This window comes from Tistrella mobilis (assembly GCF_039634785.1).
Lineage (GTDB): Bacteria > Pseudomonadota > Alphaproteobacteria > Tistrellales > Tistrellaceae > Tistrella > Tistrella mobilis.
This window is the reverse complement of record NZ_JBBIAB010000003.1, coordinates 365640-382929: the sequence shown is the minus strand read 5'-3', so window position 1 is coordinate 382929 and position 17290 is coordinate 365640. Positions and strand designations below refer to the sequence as shown.

Annotated in this window: 16 protein-coding genes; 7 read left to right on the top strand and 9 right to left on the bottom strand. The window is 68.9% G+C overall.

The genetic code is table 11. The features are described 5' to 3' along the window. Position 1: 1 nt before the first annotated feature. The 4 genes from WI697_RS06465 to WI697_RS06450 all read right to left on the bottom strand — a co-directional run bounded on the left by WI697_RS06465 (position 2) and on the right by WI697_RS06450 (position 4348). Positions 2 to 1114: an acetoin dehydrogenase dihydrolipoyllysine-residue acetyltransferase subunit gene (locus WI697_RS06465; protein ID WP_345957861.1), complete on the bottom strand. Its 1113-nt coding sequence runs from the start codon at positions 1112 to 1114 to the stop codon at positions 2 to 4. 18 nt (positions 1115 to 1132) lie between these two features. Beyond that, a complete protein-coding gene (locus WI697_RS06460) occupies positions 1133 to 2140 on the bottom strand; it encodes an alpha-ketoacid dehydrogenase subunit beta (RefSeq protein ID WP_062767076.1) in 1008 nt (335 codons plus the stop codon). Between the two features lie 34 nt (positions 2141 to 2174). Continuing rightward, a complete protein-coding gene (locus tag WI697_RS06455) occupies positions 2175 to 3179 on the bottom strand; it encodes a thiamine pyrophosphate-dependent dehydrogenase E1 component subunit alpha (protein ID WP_062767073.1) in 1005 nt (334 codons plus the stop codon). Between the two features lie 86 nt (positions 3180 to 3265). Next, the gene (locus tag WI697_RS06450; RefSeq protein WP_345957860.1) at positions 3266 to 4348 is read right to left on the bottom strand and encodes an ATP-NAD kinase family protein; all 1083 of its coding nucleotides are present in this window, start codon (positions 4346 to 4348) and stop codon (positions 3266 to 3268) included. A 256-nt stretch (positions 4349 to 4604) separates the two neighbouring features. On the opposite strand from WI697_RS06450, the gene WI697_RS06445 reads away from it, so the two are divergent. Further along, positions 4605 to 4853: a plasmid stabilization protein gene (locus tag WI697_RS06445; RefSeq protein ID WP_345957859.1), complete on the top strand. Its 249-nt coding sequence runs from the start codon at positions 4605 to 4607 to the stop codon at positions 4851 to 4853. Positions 4854 to 4910: 57 nt separating this feature from the next. Here the strand turns inward: WI697_RS06445 and WI697_RS06440 are convergent, their stop codons facing one another. The 3 genes from WI697_RS06440 to WI697_RS06430 form a co-directional block, all read right to left on the bottom strand. Beyond that, entirely contained in the window at positions 4911 to 6953 is a 2043-nt protein-coding gene (locus tag WI697_RS06440) for a sigma-54-dependent Fis family transcriptional regulator (RefSeq protein WP_345957858.1), read from the bottom strand. A gap of 214 nt (positions 6954 to 7167) precedes the next feature. Next, positions 7168 to 7866, bottom strand: a complete 699-nt coding sequence (locus tag WI697_RS06435) for a uracil-DNA glycosylase family protein (protein ID WP_385997749.1) — start codon at positions 7864 to 7866, stop codon at positions 7168 to 7170. A 39-nt stretch (positions 7867 to 7905) separates the two neighbouring features. Continuing rightward, complete coding sequence (locus WI697_RS06430) at positions 7906 to 8325, bottom strand: c-type cytochrome (protein ID WP_345957857.1); 420 nt, start codon at positions 8323 to 8325, stop codon at positions 7906 to 7908. Between the two features lie 347 nt (positions 8326 to 8672). Between WI697_RS06430 and WI697_RS06425 the strand changes: the two genes are divergently transcribed. The 5 genes from WI697_RS06425 to WI697_RS06405 all read left to right on the top strand — a co-directional run bounded on the left by WI697_RS06425 (position 8673) and on the right by WI697_RS06405 (position 14049). Next, the gene (locus WI697_RS06425; protein WP_345957856.1) at positions 8673 to 9776 is read left to right on the top strand and encodes a DUF2336 domain-containing protein; all 1104 of its coding nucleotides are present in this window, start codon (positions 8673 to 8675) and stop codon (positions 9774 to 9776) included. 197 nt (positions 9777 to 9973) lie between these two features. Next, positions 9974 to 12085: a sensor histidine kinase gene (locus WI697_RS06420; RefSeq protein WP_345957855.1), complete on the top strand. Its 2112-nt coding sequence runs from the start codon at positions 9974 to 9976 to the stop codon at positions 12083 to 12085. 159 nt (positions 12086 to 12244) lie between these two features. After that, positions 12245 to 12562 carry a hypothetical protein gene (locus WI697_RS06415; RefSeq protein ID WP_296713203.1) on the top strand — a complete coding sequence of 106 codons (318 nt, stop codon included), beginning with the start codon at positions 12245 to 12247 and terminating at the stop codon, positions 12560 to 12562. A 36-nt stretch (positions 12563 to 12598) separates the two neighbouring features. Next, the gene (bluB, locus tag WI697_RS06410; protein ID WP_296713200.1) at positions 12599 to 13243 is read left to right on the top strand and encodes a 5,6-dimethylbenzimidazole synthase; all 645 of its coding nucleotides are present in this window, start codon (positions 12599 to 12601) and stop codon (positions 13241 to 13243) included. Positions 13244 to 13293: 50 nt separating this feature from the next. Then, positions 13294 to 14049, top strand: coding sequence for an NAD-dependent deacylase (locus WI697_RS06405; protein WP_345957854.1), 756 nt, complete (start codon positions 13294 to 13296; stop codon positions 14047 to 14049). A gap of 6 nt (positions 14050 to 14055) precedes the next feature. Here WI697_RS06405 and WI697_RS06400 read toward each other — a convergent pair whose 3' ends face one another. Together WI697_RS06400 and WI697_RS06395 are read right to left on the bottom strand one after the other, a co-directional pair. Next, positions 14056 to 14583 carry a GNAT family N-acetyltransferase gene (locus tag WI697_RS06400; RefSeq protein WP_345957853.1) on the bottom strand — a complete coding sequence of 176 codons (528 nt, stop codon included), beginning with the start codon at positions 14581 to 14583 and terminating at the stop codon, positions 14056 to 14058. 37 nt (positions 14584 to 14620) lie between these two features. After that, the gene (locus WI697_RS06395; RefSeq protein WP_345957852.1) at positions 14621 to 16084 is read right to left on the bottom strand and encodes a thioredoxin-like domain-containing protein; all 1464 of its coding nucleotides are present in this window, start codon (positions 16082 to 16084) and stop codon (positions 14621 to 14623) included. Positions 16085 to 16472: 388 nt separating this feature from the next. Here WI697_RS06395 and WI697_RS06390 point away from each other — a divergent pair, with 388 nt between their 5' ends. Further along, positions 16473 to 17231: a glucose 1-dehydrogenase gene (locus WI697_RS06390; protein WP_014748438.1), complete on the top strand. Its 759-nt coding sequence runs from the start codon at positions 16473 to 16475 to the stop codon at positions 17229 to 17231. The last annotated feature ends 59 nt before the right edge of the window (positions 17232 to 17290 follow it).

The window sequence follows — 17290 nt, the reverse complement described above, 5'->3', positions numbered from 1 at the left end:
ATCATCCTCCGATATGGCGCCGGATCAGTTCGTTGACCCGGGCAGCCGCTTCCATCTGGACCATGTGGCCGGCATCGGGCAGGACCTCGACCGTGGCCCCGGGCACGGCAGTGGCATGGGCGGCCGGGATCACCCGGTCCTCTGTGCCCCAGATCACCAGCACCGGCAGATCGGCGGCGGCGATGGCACCGGCGAGCGGGGTCTTCTGGCGTCCGCCCGCGAACAGCCCGTCGCGGAGCTTCGCCAGCGCCGCATCGACCCCGTCGAGGCGCTTGTATTTCAGCAGGTCGTCGACCAGCCGCCGCCCGACCAGGGCCTGGTCGGCGAAGAGCTTGGAGAGCACGGGCTTCAGATCGCGGCGCGAGGCCGCGGTGACGAAGCCGTCGATATAGCCCTGGTCGATGTCGTCCCCCAGCCCGGCCGAGGCGATCAGGGTCAGGGACCGGGCGCGCCCGGGCCTTGTGGTGGCGATATGGGCCGAGACCGCACCCCCCATCGAATGGCCGACCAGATGGGCGGCCTCGATCTCCTGGCTGTCCATGAAGGCGAGCACCGCGGTGGCCAGTGCCTCCAGATCGCCGGTCCCCACATCCTTGGAGGACTGGCCATGGCCGGGCAGGTCGAGGGCATGAACCCGGGCGGCGCCGGCCAGATCGTCGATGTTGAACAGCCAGTTGTCGAGATCGCCGCCGAAGCCGTGGATCAGCACGACATGGGGGCCGCTGTCGCCGCGGCTGGCATGGCGCAGCCGGCCGGCCGGGGTGTCGACGAAGGCATGGGCGGGGGCCGTGTCCTCGTCGTCACCGCCCGCGGCCGGCACCTCATAGGCGGCGACGAAGGCATCGATCGCGGCATCGTCGACCTCGGGCGGGGCCAGCACGCCCAGCAGGGCCTTCACCGGATAGACCTCGCCCTCCTGGCCGACCCGGCGGCGGAGACGGCCGGCATCGGCCGCCTCCACGACATTGGTGATCTTGTCGGTCTCGACCTCCATGATCTCGTCGCCGACCGACATGTCGGCCCCTTCCTCGACCAGCCAGGCGGCGAGGCGGCCCTCCTGCATGGACAGGCCCCATTTCGGCATCACCAGCGGCTTGATGCGGTCGTCACTCATTGCGGTTTCGTCTCCTGGTCAGCGGCCGATGGTCGCGCGGGCGGCCTCGGCGATCGCCTGGCCCGAGGGCAGGAACAGGTCTTCGAGGGTGGGCGAGAACGGCACCGGGGTATGGGGTGCGGTCACCATGCGCGGCGCGGCCTTCAGCGCCTTGAAGGCGTCCTGCGTCACCCGGGCGGCGATGTCGGTCGCGATCGAGCAGCGCGGATGCGCCTCGTCGACCACCACCAGCCGGCCGGTCGCCTCGACGCTTTCCAGAACGGTGTCCATGTCGAGCGGCGAGAGCGTGCGCAGATCGATGATCTCGGCCTCGATCCCGTCCTTCGCCAGCAGGGCGGCGGCCTCCTGGGCGCGATGGACCATCAGGCCGTAGGTCACGATGGTGACGTCGCCGCCCTCGCGCACCACCGCCGCCTCGGCGAAGGGGATGGCATAGGATTCGGCCGGCACGTCGGTCTCGTGGCCGTAGAGCGCCTTGTGCTCGCAGAAGATCACCGGGTCGTTGTCGCGGATCGACTGGATCAGCAGGCCCTTGGCGTCATAGGCATTCGACGGGCAGACGACCTTGAGCCCGGGGATGTGGGTGAACAGCGGGGTCAGCATCTGGCTGTGCTGTGCCGCCGCCCGGAAGCCGCCGCCGACCATGGCGCGGATGGTGACCGGCGTTTCGGCCTTGCCGCCGAACATGTAGCGGAACTTGGCGGCCTGGTTGTAGATCTGGTCGAAGCACACGCCCATGAAGTCGATGAACATCAGCTCCGCGACGGGGCGCAGACCGCAGGTGGCGGCGCCGATCGCAGCGCCGACATAGGCGCTTTCAGACAGCGGCGTATCCATCAGCCGGTCGCCATGCTTGGCGTAGAGCCCCTTGGTGACGCCCAGAACGCCGCCCCAGGCGTCGGCCTCGCCGCTGGCACCGGTGCCGCCCACGATGTCCTCACCCATCATGATGACAGTGGGGTCGCGGGTCATCTCCTGGTCCAGCGCCTCGTTGATGGCATCTTTCATGCTGATCTTGCGGGCCATGACGGAAATCCTCCGGAAGAAGAGCCGGACCGGCTCAATACGAGACGTAGACGTCGGTGAGGAGATCCGCCGGGGACGGCATCGGCGCGTCCTTGGCGGCCTGCACGGCGCGCTCGATCAGCTCTGCCACCTCGGCATCGATCGCGTCGCATTCGGCATCGGTCACCACGCCCGCACCGGTGACGCGGCTGCGGAAGATCCGGATGCAGTCCTGCTCGGCGCGGATACGCTCCAGCTCGCCCTTGGCGCGATAGGTCTGGGCATCACCTTCGAAATGGCCGAAGAAGCGGACCATCTTGCATTCCAGCAGCGACGGCCCGCCGCCCTCGCGCGCCCGGGCGATCACCTCGCCCGCCGCCTCGTAGACCGCAAAGAAATCGGTGCCATCGACGGTGACGCCGGGCAGGCCGAAGCCGGTCGCTCGGTCGACATAGCTGTCGGCCGCGACCGCCCATTCGAAGGCGGTGCTTTCGGCATAGCCGTTGTTCTCGACCACGAAGATCGCCGGCAGATTCCAGACGGCGGCCAGGTTCAGGCTTTCAAGGAAGGTGCCCTGGTTGGAGGCGCCGTCGCCGACGAAGCTGATGCCGACACCCTTGTGGCCCAGCACCTTGGCGGCCAGCGCCGCGCCGCAGACCAGCGGCGCACCGGCGCCGAGGATGCCGTTGGCGCCCATCATGCCCTTGGACAGGTCGGCGATGTGCATGGAGCCGCCCTTGCCGCGGCAGGATCCGGTGGTCTTGCCGTAGATCTCGGCCATCATGCCCATCACGTCGACGCCCTTGGCGATGCAATGGCCATGGCCGCGATGGGTGGAGGCGATGCGGTCCTGATCGTTCAGATGCATCATGATGCCGGCGGCCGTCGCCTCTTCGCCGGCATAGAGATGCACGAAGCCGGGGATGTCGCCGCGGCCGAAATCGACATGCAGGCGTTCCTCGAAATCGCGGATGGTGCGCATGATCCGGTAGGCGTGGAGCAGCCGGTCGTGATCGAGCGGCAGCGGCCCGTCGGGACGGGCGGGCTTTGAATCCGGCATCGGTCATCCTCCCTGGATGGTGGCGGTGTGTCCGCCTTCGTGGTTGAGATCAGGTGCGGGGGTGTCGTCAGGTGCGGGGGGTGTTGTCAGGTGTGGGGGCTGGCAGCCGGTGCCCGCATCCTGTCGAAGAACAGGCCTTCCGCCGCGGCATGGGCCATGCAGGCCTCGACATCGACGGTGCGGAAGGCATCGGTGCGCAGCGTGACGGTGGGGGCGTCCGCTGCGGTGAAGGCGATTTCGCGCTCGCCGTCGAAGGCGAGAGAGCCGGCCTCGGCCGTCACCCGCACCGGCTGGTCGGGATCCAGCCGGGCGATGGCATCGATGCCGACCGGCAGGATCAGCCCGGGGGCGATCGGGGCATGCAGCACCCGTTCCGCATGGGCGGGGTCGGCGAAGCGCAGATGGCGACCGAAGGGGGCCTCGCGGTCGACCGGCGCCGAAAGCCCGGCGATGGCCGACATGCCGATGGTGCGCGGGTCGCCGAAGGTGACGAAAAGCTCGCGGAAGCTTTCCGTCCGCCAGAGCGCGCGGGCCCCCACATAGCGTTCTGCCACCACCGCCACATCGACCAGCGCGGTTTCGGTGCGGCCGGCGACGGTCACCTCCAGACGCTTGTTGGGGCGGAAGGCCACCTCGGCCGGTACCAGGCCTGCGGCGGCCAGCCCCACGGCCAGCCCGGTGACGGTGGCCTCGCGGGTGTCGGGAAAGGCGTTGTTGGTACCGGTCGACACGCCGGCGATCGGCACGCGGCCGCAGGCCGAGGCAACGGCGCGATGGGTGCCGTCGCCGCCCAGAACCACGATCACCGCCACACCCATGGCGGCCATGCGCCGGGCGGCCTCGATGCTGTCGTCGGCGGTGGCGGTGACGGCCATGTCCAGCCACTCGACCGCCGGGAAGCGGCCGTCGCCACGATTGGCCGATTGGTGCAGGCCGCGCTTCACATGCGACCGCACCCCGCCTGTATCCGGCATCATCACCACCCGGCTGATGCCGAAATGGCGCAGACAGGCCAGAATCCGGAGCACGATATTGGCCCGGTCGGCGATCTGCAGGCTGGTGGCGTTGGCGATCACCCGGCGGATATCCCGCGCGGAGACCGGATTGGCGATCACACCCACCAGCGGCGCGCCCGCAGGCGGCGCTGCGTCGTCTCGTCGCGTTTCCATGCCCCTCATCCATCTTGACGCCGCACATCTGACGGTGCGGTCCGGGCTGAGAGTGGCAAAAGGCGGGCCAGTTCTATGTTTTGAGCAGAATCAAATGCTTGGGCGAATGCCGCTGTGGCGTGTCGCGTGCACCCTGCCACAGCTGTGGCGCCACGGGCGATGCGGGTGCCGCAGGTTGGCGGGCGCGCCGATCTGGGCCATAATCGCGACGCGAGACATGCAGAACAATGTGCGCTTTTGGGGTGAGGGGATGCGGATGGCTGATCTGGAAACCAATATCGCGACGATCACCCTCTGCGATCTGAAAAGGGACCCGAAGGCAGCGATCGCTGCATATGGGGATCGTCCCGTCGCCGTTCTGGAAAACGGCAGGGTGATGTTCTATTGCCTGTCGGCTGCCGGCTACGAGGCGTTGCAAGACTGTCTGGAAGATCTGGAACTTGGCGCGATTGCAGACGCACGGGCGAATGCCCCGGTCGTCAGAGTATCACTCGACGAGCTGTAAGCAGGCTGTTCCCGCGGCGGATTGCGGGCGGGGCAGGAGTTTATGGCCTGCCGCGCCTCACCCCTCCACCCGATGCGGCGGGCGGATGCCCAGGCGGCGCATGCGGCGGTGGACGGTGGTGCGGTCGATGCCGAGCGCCCGGGCGGCGGCCGAGACGTTCCAGCGGTGGGATTTCAGCACCATGCGCAGCATCTCGGCATCTTCCCGCGCCCGCGGATGGGGGCCGATGGCATGGGCCTGGGCGCTGAGTGCCGGGGCCTGCAGGTCTTCGGGCAGGTCGGTGACCCGGATCACGCCGCCGGTGGAGACCGCCCGGGCGCAGACCAGCGCATTGGCCAGTTCCCGCAGATTGCCCGGCCAGTGATGGGCGCGCAGGCGCAGCCGGGCCTGCGGGTCCAGGCGGTGGCCGGCGGGATCGGTCGCGCCGTCGGCCAGCATCCGGCCGACCAGCCAGTCCAGATCGGCGCGTTCCCTGAGCGGTGGCAGGGTCAGCAGGGCGCCGTTCAGGCGGTAGTACAGATCTTCGCGGAAGCGGCCGGCGCGTACCTCGGCCATCAGGTCGCGATGGCTGGCCGAGATCACCCGGATGTCGACCGGCACCGGCCGGGCGCCGCCGACCGGCAGCACCTCGCGTTCGGCCAGCACCCTGAGCAGCCGCCCCTGAAGGGCGAGCGGCATGTCGCCGATTTCGTCCAGGAACAGCGTGCCGCCCGATGCCTCGCGGATCAGTCCGGCATGGCCGCGGGCGCGGGCGCCGGTGAAGGCGCCGGGGACATGGCCGAACAGCTCGCTTTCGATCAGGCTTTCGGGCAGGGCTGCGCAGTTGACCGCCACGAAGGGGCCGGGCTTGCGGCGCGACTGGTGCAGCGCCTTGGCGAGATATTCCTTCCCCGTGCCGGTTTCGCCGCGGATCATGATCGCGACCGGCGCCTCGACCAGCCGGGCGGCGCGGCCCAGCATGGCCAGGATGGCAGGGTCGCCGCCGGTGAGGGCGGCGAGCGGTGCCGGCAGGCCATGGGTGCCGCGGCGGAGCGTGTCGGGGCGGCTGCGGGCGGCGGGGGCCGGGCCGGGCGGGGCGGCATGGGCATAGAGCATGCGGCCCGAGCGGACCTCGATGCCGCAGGATTCGGTCGCAGCCCCGCGGCCCAGCTCGCCCAGGCGCTCGACGTCGAAATCGACCAACTCGTTGAAATGCCGCCCGATCACTGCCGAAGGGTCGCGGGCGCTGCCGTCGCTCTGGCCGGCGAGCAGACGGCGGGCCCGGTCGGTCATGCCCAGGATGCGGCCGTCATCGTCCAGCGCCACCGCACAATCCGGGTCGGCCTCGACGAAATCCGGCGACAGGCTGAAGCGGACCAGCCAGCGGTCGCGGAAGCGCCGCTCCAGATTGGCCATTTCGATGGTATGGGCGTAGTCCTGCACCAGCTGCAGGGCCAGATGCTGGCTGTCCTTAGGCGTGGGGGAACGCAGGGCCGAGATGTCGAGCACGGCGGCGAGGCGGCCGTCGACATCGTGGATCGGCGCACAGGTGCAGGTCAGCCCGACATGGGTGGCGTCGAAATGATCGGTCTGATGCACGGTCAGCGCCTCGCCCGAGGCGATGCACAGCCCCACGCCACAGGTGCCGGCATGGGCCTCGTTCCAGTCCGATCCCAGATACAGCCCCGCCCGGCGCAGATGATTGTCGAAAGTGGGATCGCCCATGAAATCGACCGTCACCCCGCGCGCATCCGACAGCAGCAGCACATAGCCCTGGCCGGCGATGCGACGATGCAGGCTTTCCAGGCCGAAGCGGGCGGTGCGGATCAGGTCTTCCAGCCGTTCGCGATGCTCGCGCACCCGTGCCTCGGGCAGGATGCGGGCTTCCTGCAGCCGGGTGGGGTCAAGGCCGTGGGTCGCGACACAGCGCCGCCAGCTGTCGCGGATCAGCCCGTCGCGCAGCGGGATGTCGCCCCGCTGCGCATCACGGAAGGGGGAGGCGCGCAGCTGCGGCCGGGCAAGGCCCCGAGGGACCCGCGCCGCAGTGCCGGGCTCAGGCGTCTCGGTCGAGACGACACGCACGACTTCCTCGATATGGTCCCGCACATGCATGGCCACCATCGTGTAGGTCCTCCCCAGGATCGGAGACGTGGCGCCGGTCATGCCGGCGATCGTCTCTCTCTGGGTGAAATCCTAACGCAGTTTCAGGCGCCGTGCGACAGAAACGGCACAAGAAGCCTGCATGCATGGTCTTGAAATAAATGGAAAAGGCTGATCTGTGACGACGTCGTGTTACCGGTTTTTCTTGCAGTGCGACACGAAAGACTGCGCTGCGTCATCGCCCGAGCGCATGATCCACCCGCTGCTTTAGCGCCGGCACCACACGGTCTTCGAACCAGGGCCGGTCGCGCAGCCAGCGTCGGTTGCGGGGGGAGGGATGGGGCAGGGGCATGATGCCCGGGGGCAGGGTTTCCCAGGCTGCGACCACGTCCGAGAGTGGTGCACGTGCGAAGGCAGGGCCGAGCAGCGGCCGGGCATAGGCGCCGATCGCATAGGCGCCGGCCAGGATCACCAGGCGCAGTTCGGGCAGATGCGGCAGCAGCCGCGGATGCCAGGCCGGGGCGCATTCCGGCCGGGGCGGCAGGTCGCCGCCGGTGCCGCGGCCCGGATAGCAGAACCCCATGGGTATGATGGCGATGCGGGCCGGATCGTAAAAGACCTCGCGATCGAGCCCGGTCCAGTCGCGCAGCCGGTCGCCGCTGGCATCGTTCCAGGGCAGACCGGTCTCGTGAACCTTCGTGCCCGGCGCCTGCCCGACGATCAGAATGCGGGCGCTCGCGCCGGCCCGAAGCACCGGGCGGGGGCCGCGCGGCAGATGCGGCGCACAGAGCGTACAGCCGCGCGCCGCCGTCACCGCCGCCTCCAGGGTGGCATGCGCCCCGGCATCGGCGTTGGTGGGGGCGGCGATCACCCGGCCCAGATGTCGGGCCAGGGCGGCGGCGGTGAAGACGTCAGGTCCGGCGCTGTCGGTCAATGATCCTTCCGGGCCGGTGACCGCTTGGGGCGCTCCGGCTCATTTCTGGCTGGCGAGATAGGCGATGATGTCGGCGCGTTCTTCCGGCTTTGCAAGCCCGGCGAAGGCCATGCGGTTGCCCTTGATGAACTTTGCGGGGGCCGTGAGGTAGGTGTCGAGGTTTTCAGGGGTCCAGACCACGCCGGACTCGGCCACGGCATTCGAATACTTGAAGCCCTCGGCCTTGCCGGCCTCGCGGCCGTAGACGCCGTGGAGATTGGGGCCGACGCGGTTGGGGCCGCCGGCCTCGATGGTGTGGCAGGCCTTGCAGCGGGCGAAGATCTTCTCGCCCTTGGCGGCGTCACCCTCGGCGGCGGCGGGGCCTGCGGCGAGCATCAGGCCGGCGAGGCCGGCCAGGGTTGCGATGCGGAAGCTGGTTGCGATGCGGAAGCTGGCTGCGATGCGGAAACGGGTCTTCATTGATCTTGTCTCATCCTCATGTATCTGCGTCTCGGCCGCGCACGCCGTTGCCCCGGCGGATCACGGCTGTCTCTCGGGCGCCAATCTAGAATAAGCCATCGGGGTCGACTGTGCGTCCTATCACCGCAGGGCGGCGGCAGGGGCGGGGCGGCACACCCGTTTTCCGGGTATTTTTGCCGGGTATTCTTGACGAAAACATCGTGAAGAACGTGTTAACCCTGTCCTGCGTGGCGCTGTCCCGGCCAATCGCGTAAGCTGTAGGCGTTCACGCCGTGACCGAAGCCCGGGGATCGCCCGCCCGCATGGGGCAGATCGTCCGGCGGCGCGACGGAACGGGGGAGGTCGTCATGGCTAAATTGAGCGAAGAAGACATCCGCAAGCTGCTGTCCGAGCCAACGGCTGCGCGGCGCGAAGACGTTGCCCGCAAAGTCGCCGCCGTTCATGCCGACGGAGAACTCAGCGACAGCGAGCGCCGGCTGGCCGAGGATATTTTCCGGCTGATGCTGCGTGATGCCGAGGTGCGGGTCCGCTCCGCCCTCGCCGAGGCCCTGAAGGACAATCCGGGTGTGCCCAGCGATGTTGCCCGCACGCTGGCGCGTGACGTCGTGCCGGTGGCGACGCCGATCCTGGAATTCTCGGAGGTTCTGACCGACGAGGATCTGATCGAAATCGTCCGTGCCCAGACCGGTGCGGCACAGGAAGCGGTGGCCCGTCGCAAGACCATCTCGGCTGAACTGGGGGACACGATCGTCCGCCATGGTGCCGAAGGCGCCGTCGCGACGGTGGTGGGCAATCCCGGGGCCGAGCTGGGCGAAAAGACCCTGCTGACCGCCATCGACCGTTTCCCGGCCAGCGAAAACGTTCAGGCTGGCGTCATCGCCCGGCCGGTGCTGCCGGTGAAGGTGTCGGAGCGGCTGGTCTCGGTCGTGTCCGATCGGCTGCGCACCCAGCTGGTCAAGCGGCCCGACGTGCCTGCGGGCCTGGCGCTGGATCTGGCGCTCGCCGGCCGCGAACGGGCGGTGATCGGCCTGGTCGATCCGTCCCGTGCCGAGGATCCGGACGAGCTGATCGACGTGCTTTATGCCGCCCGCCGGCTGACGCCCACCATCCTGTTCCGGGCGCTGTGCATCGGCGATCGGGGCTTTTTCGACCGCGGCATCGCGCGTCTGGCCGGCGTGGCGCTGATGAATGCCCAGCGGCTGATCGACGATCCGGGCCGCAAGGGGCTGGAGCGCCTGCTGCAGACCGCCCGGATTCCGGACGCGCTGGCGCATGCGATGATGACGGCCATCGACGTGGCGCGTGAAATGCAGTATGACGGCCGGCCTGGAGACCGGATCAGATACCGCTCGACCCTGATCGAGCGTGTGCTGACCCAGGTCGAGGGCATCGACAGCGATAATCTCGACTATCTGATCAGCCGCCTGGCATCCGGCGACCGGGCGGCCTGACGGGACCGGAATCACCCCCGCGCATTCCGGTTCATGTGGCCTCGCTTCCGTAAGGACAATACACTTGCGGATGAACGGTCAGGTGATCCGGATCCCCGCCGTGCCACGGTGGGTTGGGGTGAGACGGTGTGAACGAGGGCATGGGCGATAAAGCGTCGGTAACGGCTTGCGATGTGGCGCGGACCGACGAGGTCCGCATGGTGGCGACGACGGGCGGCTCCGGCCTCGATGGCGGGGCGGCGCCCGGTTGCGGCTTTGTGCTGGTTGCCCGGCCGGGCGTGGCTGGCGATGTTCCCGTCGGTCATCTTGCCGATCAGCCGCAGCGCCCGCTGCCGCTGGCCGATCTTGCCCGCCGGCTTTGCCCGGCCGTGCTGGCCGGCGACCTTGAAGACATGCTGCGCCGCGCCTTTCTGCCCGATGCGCCCCGGCGCTGGATGGGCGGCGGAGTGATCGTGGCGCTTGGCGCGCCGGTGATGTCGGCGACCGGTGTCGCCACGCTGCGCGGTATCGCCATCGACCTGCCCGAAGCCATGGCCTCGACACTCGCCGCCGTCCCGCAGGACTTTCTGGCCGACCCCGAAATGGGGCTGGACGTGGAAGCCGCCGAGGTGGGGCTGGTCGTCACCGATGCCGACGGGCGGGTCCGGGTTTCGGACAAGCGGGCCCGGACGCTGTTGTCTTGGGCGGGCCGGGCCGAATCCTTCGCCGATCTGCTGGCACGCATGGGGGTGGTGGGCGAGCGGCTGGCCGGGCTGCTCGACGAGATGCGCCGCGGCACCCGCGACCGGCTGTCGGTGGAATGCCAGCTCGGCGCCAGCACGGAGGTGCGCTGGCTGCGGATCACCGCGATGGCCGATCGTCTGCAGGACGGCCGGCTGGACCGCATCGCCTGGACCCTGATCGACATTTCCGACCAGCGCCGCGAGACCCAGGCGGCCGAGCGCACCCATCGCGTGCTCGACGAGGCGCTGGACGCCATGTCGGCCGGGCTGGTCCTGTTCGACGCCGAGGACCGGCTGGTGTTCTGCAACAGCCGCTATCGCGAATTCTATGGCGTGCCGGACCACCTGACCCGGCCAGGCACGCCCTTCGTCGACATGCTGCGGGAAGAGATCGATTCCGGCCGGATCGACGTGGGTCTGGCCGATCGGGAGGCCTGGATCGCCCAACGCGTGCGCAAGCACCGCAACCCGATCGGCATCATCGAGCAGCGCAATGTCGACGGCCGCTGGCTGCAGATCCGCGAACGGCTGATGAGCGGCGGGCTGGTGGTCGGCGTGCATGTCGATGCGACCGACATCAAGGTCAAGGAACGCCAGCTCGAGGAGAACCTGCACGAGCTGCAGGACACGCGCGAGCGGCTGGAGGAGCAGACCGCCCGGCTGGTGGAACTGGCCGAAGGCATGAGTCTGGCCCGCGATGCGGCGCTGGCGGCCGCACGCAGCAAAGCCGAGTTTCTGGCCAATATGAGCCACGAGCTGCGCACGCCCCTGAATGCGATTCTGGGCTTTTCGGAAATGCTCCAGTCGGGGCTGTTCGGGCCGATGAGCGCCAAGCAGGAAGAATATGTCGCCGACATCCGCCAGTCGGGCCAGCATCTGCTGTCGCTGATCAACGACATCCTGGATCTGTCCAAGGCCGAGGCGGGCAAGCTTGCGGTCGAGGAAAGCGAGGTTCCGATCCGCTTCCTGCTGGAGCGCAGCCGCCGGATGGTGGCCGAGCGCGCCCGGCGTGGCGGTCTGGATCTGGTGGTGGAACTGCCCGATGAACTGCGCCGCGCCGATCTGAAGGCCGATGAGCGCAAGCTGACCCAGGTGCTGCTGAACCTGTTGTCCAATGCGGTGAAGTTCACCGATCCGGGCGGACGGGTCGAGCTGGGCGTGCGCCGCAATCCCGGCCCGGCCGTGCCGGGGGCGGCCGAGGGCGAGGGCGGCACGATCGAACTCTATGTCGCCGATACCGGCATCGGCATCGCCGAAGACGATATCCCGCGGGTCTTCCAGCCCTTCGAACAGGTCGACAGTTCGCTGTCGCGCCGCTACGAGGGCACCGGGCTCGGCATGTCGCTGGTCAAGGCGATGGTCGACCTGCATGACGGCGAGGTGGTGCTGGAAAGCGAGCCCGGGGTCGGAACCACGGTCCGGGTGCTGTTGCCGGCCTGGCGGCTTGTGACCGAAACCGGCGGTGGCCTGCCCCCTGTCGGCGAGGATGACGGCGACGAGGATGGGGGCGAGGAGGACGAGAGCGACGAGGATGGTGACGATCCCCTGATCGAGAGCTTGCAGAAGATTCGCGGCGCCGACATCTAAATGCTATGCATCAATGGTTGATCCGCCGGTCGCCGGCGGATCCTGCCGCGCCCCCAAGTCTGTCGAATGGTCGCATCACCCATGCTCGCCCGTCCCGGTTCCTCCCCGAGCCGCCTGCCGCTGATCTTTTCTGCACTTTTGACGATCACCTGTCTTTGGATGGCCCCTGCCGCCGCCCAGATCCCGCCGGACCGCAACCTTCAGCCGCAGCCGACGACGCCGGCGGTCCCCGGAGGCCCGGCCGCGCCCGGCGAGGCCGAGGTGCCGCCGCCGCTGCCGCCCAACACGGTGATCCGCATGCTGTCCGACGGCCGCACCGTCATGATCGGCCCCTCGCAATACGCGACCGAGTTCCGCATGCAGGCGACGGTGATGAACCCCGACGGCACCCGCCGCCGGCTGGAGGACGGGCTGCACAAGCTGGATGACGGCACGCAGTTCCGCGTCCGCCGCGGGTCGATCATCGACGGGCGCTGACGGGTCGATGGGCGCTGACTGACGGAGAGCTGATGAATGGCGAGCGCAGCACCGGTTTTCGATCCCGACTTCCAGGCGATGCTGGAGACGCTGCTGCGCTGGCGCCGGGATGTGCGCCGGTTCCGCACCGATCCGCTGCCTGAAGAGCTGATCGACCGGCTGCTCGATCTCGCCTGTCTCGCGCCCTCCGTGGGCAATTCCCAGCCCTGGCGCTTCGTGCGGGTCGACACGCCGGCTTTGCGTGCCGCCATCCGCGCCGAGGTGCTGAAGGCGAACGAGGCCGCGGCGACCGCCCAGGCCGATCCGCGCCGCGCCGCCTATCGGGCGCTGAAACTGGAAGGGCTCGACAAGGCGCCGCTGCAGCTTGCGGTCTTCGCGGTCACCGATCCTGAACAGGGCCACGGGCTCGGCCGCCGGACCATGCCCGAAACCGTGGCCTATTCGGCGGTGCTCGCCATCCATACATTATGGCTGGCGGCACGTGCCCATGATGTGGGGTTGGGCTGGGTCTCGATCCTGGATCCCGCACCGGTGGTGCAGCTGCTGGATGTGCCGGCCGGCTGGGGCTTCATCGGCTATCTGTGTCTCGGCCGGGCGGCCGATGAGCAGGAGGTGCCGGAGCTGGAGCGCCAGGGCTGGCAGGACCGCCGGCCCGACTGCCGGCAGGTGCTGCGGCGTTGAGCCGCAGTGCCGCATTTTTCCTCTCGTCCTCTTCTCGCGAGTGAGCCCCGATGCGCTGGATCGACCGTTTCGACCCTGAGACGAGCCTGGACGACGTGACCCCCGACCTGCCGATCGTGGTGCTGACGGGGGCCGGCATTTCGAAGGAAAGCGGGCTCGACACCTTCCGCGATGCCGACGGGGTGTGGCGGCGCCACAGCCTGGAAGACCTGGCGACGCCCGAAGGTTTTGCCCGCAACCCCGCCCTGGTCCAGGGCTTCTACAACAGCCGGCGCACCCAGCTGGCGAGCGTTCAGCCCAATCCCGCGCATCAGGCGCTGGCCCGGCTGGAGGCGGCCTGGCCGGGCGGGGTTCTGGTGGTGACCCAGAATGTCGACGACCTGCACGAGCGGGCCGGCAGCCGCAATCTGATCCATATGCATGGCGAACTGGCCAAGGTGCGCTGTCTGGAGTGCGAGGCGGTCGCCCATCACCTGGCCGATCTCGACGAGGCCTCGGCCTGCGGCGGCTGCGGATCGACCGGGCGGATGCGGCCGCATATCGTCTGGTTCGGCGAAATGCCGTTCGAGATGGAGCGGATCTGGGCGGCGCTGGCCGAGTGCGGGCTGTTCGTCTCGGTCGGCACCTCGGGCACGGTCTATCCGGCGGCGGGTTTCGTGGCCGATGTCCGCCATCGCGGCATGGCCCATACGCTGGAACTGAACCTTGAGCCGTCGGAGGGCGCCAGCCTGTTCACCGAAACCCGCTACGGCCCGGCAAGCCTGATCGTCCCCGCTTTCGTCGACGAACTGCTCGGCCGGCTCTGAGCCGGATCAGAGCGGTCTTGCCATGGCGATCCGCGGTCCGAGCGGGTCGATCCGCCGGGCCTCGTCCTGCCGGATCTGTCTGAGCGCCGGCCCCTGGGCGGCGGGGGCAATCTCCGTGAACCCCAGCCGGCGGTACCAGGGGCCGTTCCAGGGCACGTCGCGAAAGGTGGTGAGGGTGAGGCGGTGATGGCCTGCCGCACGCGCCCGATCGGCCACGGCCTCGATCAGGCGGCGGCCGATGCCCCGGCGCTGGACATCCGGCGCCACGTCGAGTTCCGCAAGATGCGCGTTGCCGTCCACCACGGTGACGATGGCAAAGCCCGTCAGCCGGCCGCCCAGGCTTGCGGCCAGCACGGCCCCCTCGGCCGCCCGTGCGGCGATGGCGGCCGGATCCGAGGCAGCAGCACCCAGATCCATCCCGATCCGGGCGAATTGTGCCGCCGCGGCATCCTCGATCGCGGCCAGCGCCGCCGCCTCGTCGGGGCGGGCGGGGCGGATCAGCAGGTCATCCGCCCGGGGCCTGGTCTGCGTCATTCGGCCCCCGTCTGCGTCATTCCGCCCCCCGTCTGCGTCATTCGGCCCACGTCCGGCTGGTCCGGAACACGTCGTGATACAGGAAAATCCGGTCATTGCCGGTATCGGCCACGAAGACCACCCCGTCATCATCCACCGCAACGCCTGCCGGTTCCGACAGCGGGCGGCAGAGATCGTCGAAACAGTCATAGGGCGGATCGTCGAGGCTGGAGACCATGCCGGTTTCCGGATCCACCACCCGGATCGCATCATTATAGGCGTCGGCGACGAGGATGTTGCCGTTCATGTCGAAACAGAGGCCCAGCGGGTGCTGAAAGCGCGCGGTCCGGGCCGGCCCGTCGACCATGCCGAACTCGAACAGCCCGTCACCGACCAGGGTCGAGACCATGCCGCCTGTAAGATCCAGCCGCCGCAGGCTGGAGGTTTCGGCATCGATGAACCAGAGCTGATCTTCCTTCAGCGCCAGCGCCGAGGGCTGGGCCAGCGCCGCCTGATCGGCCGGGCCGTCGACCAGCGCCTCGGCGCCGGTGCCGGCCAGCGGTTCCAGCACGCCGGTCTCAAGATCGATCCGCGCCAGCTGATGGGTGCCGGCATTGGCGACATACAGCACGCCCTCGCGATATTCCAGATCCCAGGGGCTGGCCAGGGCGGTATCGATGGCGGGGGCGGCGACCTTCAGGATCGGGCCACGCCGGCCGGTGCCGGCGATGGTGGTGACCTCGCCGCTCGCCACATCGATCCGGCGCACGGCGTGGTTCCAGGTGTCGGCGACGAAGATCGCGCCATCGGCGGCGATCAGCCCCTGCGGCCGCTGGAAGCGTGCGCTCTCGGCCGGCCCGTCGACCAGCCCGGGCTCGCCCGATCCCACGCGGCGGATCTCGTTGCCGGCATTGTCGAACAGCGCGATCTGGTGATGGCCGGCATCGGCGATCGCCCAGCCGGCAGAGCCGCGGCCATAGCGGAATTCCTTGAGCTTCGCCGGGTGGCGCAGCAGCCGCGCGGGTTCGGGGGCCGGCGCCAGATCGAGCGTGGCGGGCGCGAGACTGCCGCCCTCGCGCGCCTCTTCAAGCACCCGATCGACCAGTTCCACCAGCTTCTCCAGCGCCGGCTCGCCGGGGGCCGCCCCCAGATAGGCGCCGTCGGGGCCGATGAAACCCAGCGTCGGCCAGGCGCGGATGGCATATTCGCGCCACATCCGCATCTCGGGGTCGTGGATCACAGGATGGGTGATGCCGTAGCGGGCGATCGCGCCGGCGACCTTGGCGGGGTCGCGCTCGGCGGTGAATTTCGGGCTGTGGACGCCGATCACCGCCACGGTGTCGGGATAGCGCCGCTCGATCTCGGCCAGCACCGGCAGCACATGCATGCAGTTGATGCAGCAGAAGGTCCAGAAATCCAGGATCACCAGCCGGCCGCGCAGGTCCTGCAGGGTTGGCGGCGGGCCTGCGAGATTGAACCAGGTGACGCCGTCGGTGGGGAAATGCGGGGCGCGGATCGCCATCAGACGTGTTCTCCCTATTCTGCCGGCCGCTGCTTCGGGCCGTTGCGGTCGACTGTGCGGGCGGCAAGTTTCTGTGTCAATTTGAAACGAATAGTTGTGCCCAGGGACTGCGGCGGGAATGGTGCGCCGCACGCTCCGCGCAAGGCGGGCATCGGCGGATTTCCTTGGGTTCAGAGGCGCTGGCAGGCTCTTCCCAGCGCCGTCCGACGTGCTATTGTCCGCGAATGTCTTCGCTGTCCGCTCGCGTTTTCCGAGAGTGGACGCCCCGTCGCCGGAGGTGGACGGGAGATCGGAGGCCGGTCCGGAAACCCCGCCCGCACCATCAGACGGGGGCCGGATGCCGTGGCCGGTAGGGCACCGGCCGATCGTTCCAGGAGAGGAGCAGAAGATGAGCCTGACGGGCAAGGTTGCGATCGTCACCGGCGGCGGTTCGGGTTTCGGCGAGGGCATCGCCAGGCTGTTCGCCGAGAAGGGCGCCAAAGTCGTGGTCGCCGACATCAACGATGCCGGCGGTGAGCGGGTGACGGCCGAGATCAAGGCGACCGGCGCCGAGGCGGTCTATGTGCATGCCGACGTGGCGACCGATGCCGGCACCGCGGGCATGATCAAGGCGGCGACCGATGCCTTCGGCCGGCTGGACGTGCTGGTGAACAATGCCGGCTATACCCACAACCGCGGGCCCATGACCGATGTCGACGAGGCGACCTTCGACAAGGTCTTCGACGTCAACGTCAAGAGCCTGTTCTGGGCGGCAAAGCATGCCGTGCCGGTGTTCCGCGCCCAGAAGGGCGGCGTGATGATCAACATCGCCTCCACCGCCGCCGTGCGTCCGCGCCCGGGTCTGGTCTGGTACAACGGCAGCAAGGGCGCGGCCGTGGTCATCACCAAGACCATGGCGGTGGAACTGGCGCCCGACAACATCCGGGTTTGCGCCGTCAACCCGGTGATGGGCCCGACCGGCCTGACCAGCGCCTTCCTCGGCCAGCCCGACACGCCCGAGGCGCGCGCCAAGATCATCGAGACCATTCCGCTCGGCCGCCTGTCTTCGGCCCGCGACGTGGCCGAAGCCACCGCCTTCCTCGCCTCGGATGCCGCTTCGTTCCTGACCGGCGTCTGCATGGAAGTCGATGGCGGGCGCTGCATCTGAGAAGGAGTCTGTCTGGTCCCTCGCCGGGCGGGTGAGTTTGTCTGACCCTCGCCGGGCGG

Excerpts from the sequence above, each read along its gene's own strand:
- WI697_RS06465 (WP_345957861.1), bottom strand. The coding sequence starts at position 1,114 with ATGAGTGACGACCGCATCAAGCCGCTGGTGATGCCGAAATGGGGCCTG.
- WI697_RS06460 (WP_062767076.1), bottom strand. The coding sequence starts at position 2,140 with ATGGCCCGCAAGATCAGCATGAAAGATGCCATCAACGAGGCGCTGGAC.
- WI697_RS06455 (WP_062767073.1), bottom strand. The coding sequence starts at position 3,179 with ATGCCGGATTCAAAGCCCGCCCGTCCCGACGGGCCGCTGCCGCTCGAT.
- WI697_RS06450 (WP_345957860.1), bottom strand. The coding sequence starts at position 4,348 with ATGGAAACGCGACGAGACGACGCAGCGCCGCCTGCGGGCGCGCCGCTG.
- WI697_RS06445 (WP_345957859.1), top strand. The coding sequence starts at position 4,605 with ATGGCTGATCTGGAAACCAATATCGCGACGATCACCCTCTGCGATCTG.
- WI697_RS06440 (WP_345957858.1), bottom strand. The coding sequence starts at position 6,953 with ATGGTGGCCATGCATGTGCGGGACCATATCGAGGAAGTCGTGCGTGTC.
- WI697_RS06430 (WP_345957857.1), bottom strand. The coding sequence starts at position 8,325 with ATGAAGACCCGTTTCCGCATCGCAGCCAGCTTCCGCATCGCAACCAGC.
- WI697_RS06425 (WP_345957856.1), top strand. The coding sequence starts at position 8,673 with ATGGCTAAATTGAGCGAAGAAGACATCCGCAAGCTGCTGTCCGAGCCA.
- WI697_RS06420 (WP_345957855.1), top strand. The coding sequence starts at position 9,974 with ATGGTGGCGACGACGGGCGGCTCCGGCCTCGATGGCGGGGCGGCGCCC.
- WI697_RS06415 (WP_296713203.1), top strand. The coding sequence starts at position 12,245 with ATGGCCCCTGCCGCCGCCCAGATCCCGCCGGACCGCAACCTTCAGCCG.
- bluB (WP_296713200.1), top strand. The coding sequence starts at position 12,599 with ATGGCGAGCGCAGCACCGGTTTTCGATCCCGACTTCCAGGCGATGCTG.
- WI697_RS06405 (WP_345957854.1), top strand. The coding sequence starts at position 13,294 with ATGCGCTGGATCGACCGTTTCGACCCTGAGACGAGCCTGGACGACGTG.
- WI697_RS06400 (WP_345957853.1), bottom strand. The coding sequence starts at position 14,583 with ATGACGCAGACCAGGCCCCGGGCGGATGACCTGCTGATCCGCCCCGCC.
- WI697_RS06395 (WP_345957852.1), bottom strand. The coding sequence starts at position 16,084 with ATGGCGATCCGCGCCCCGCATTTCCCCACCGACGGCGTCACCTGGTTC.
- WI697_RS06390 (WP_014748438.1), top strand. The coding sequence starts at position 16,473 with ATGAGCCTGACGGGCAAGGTTGCGATCGTCACCGGCGGCGGTTCGGGT.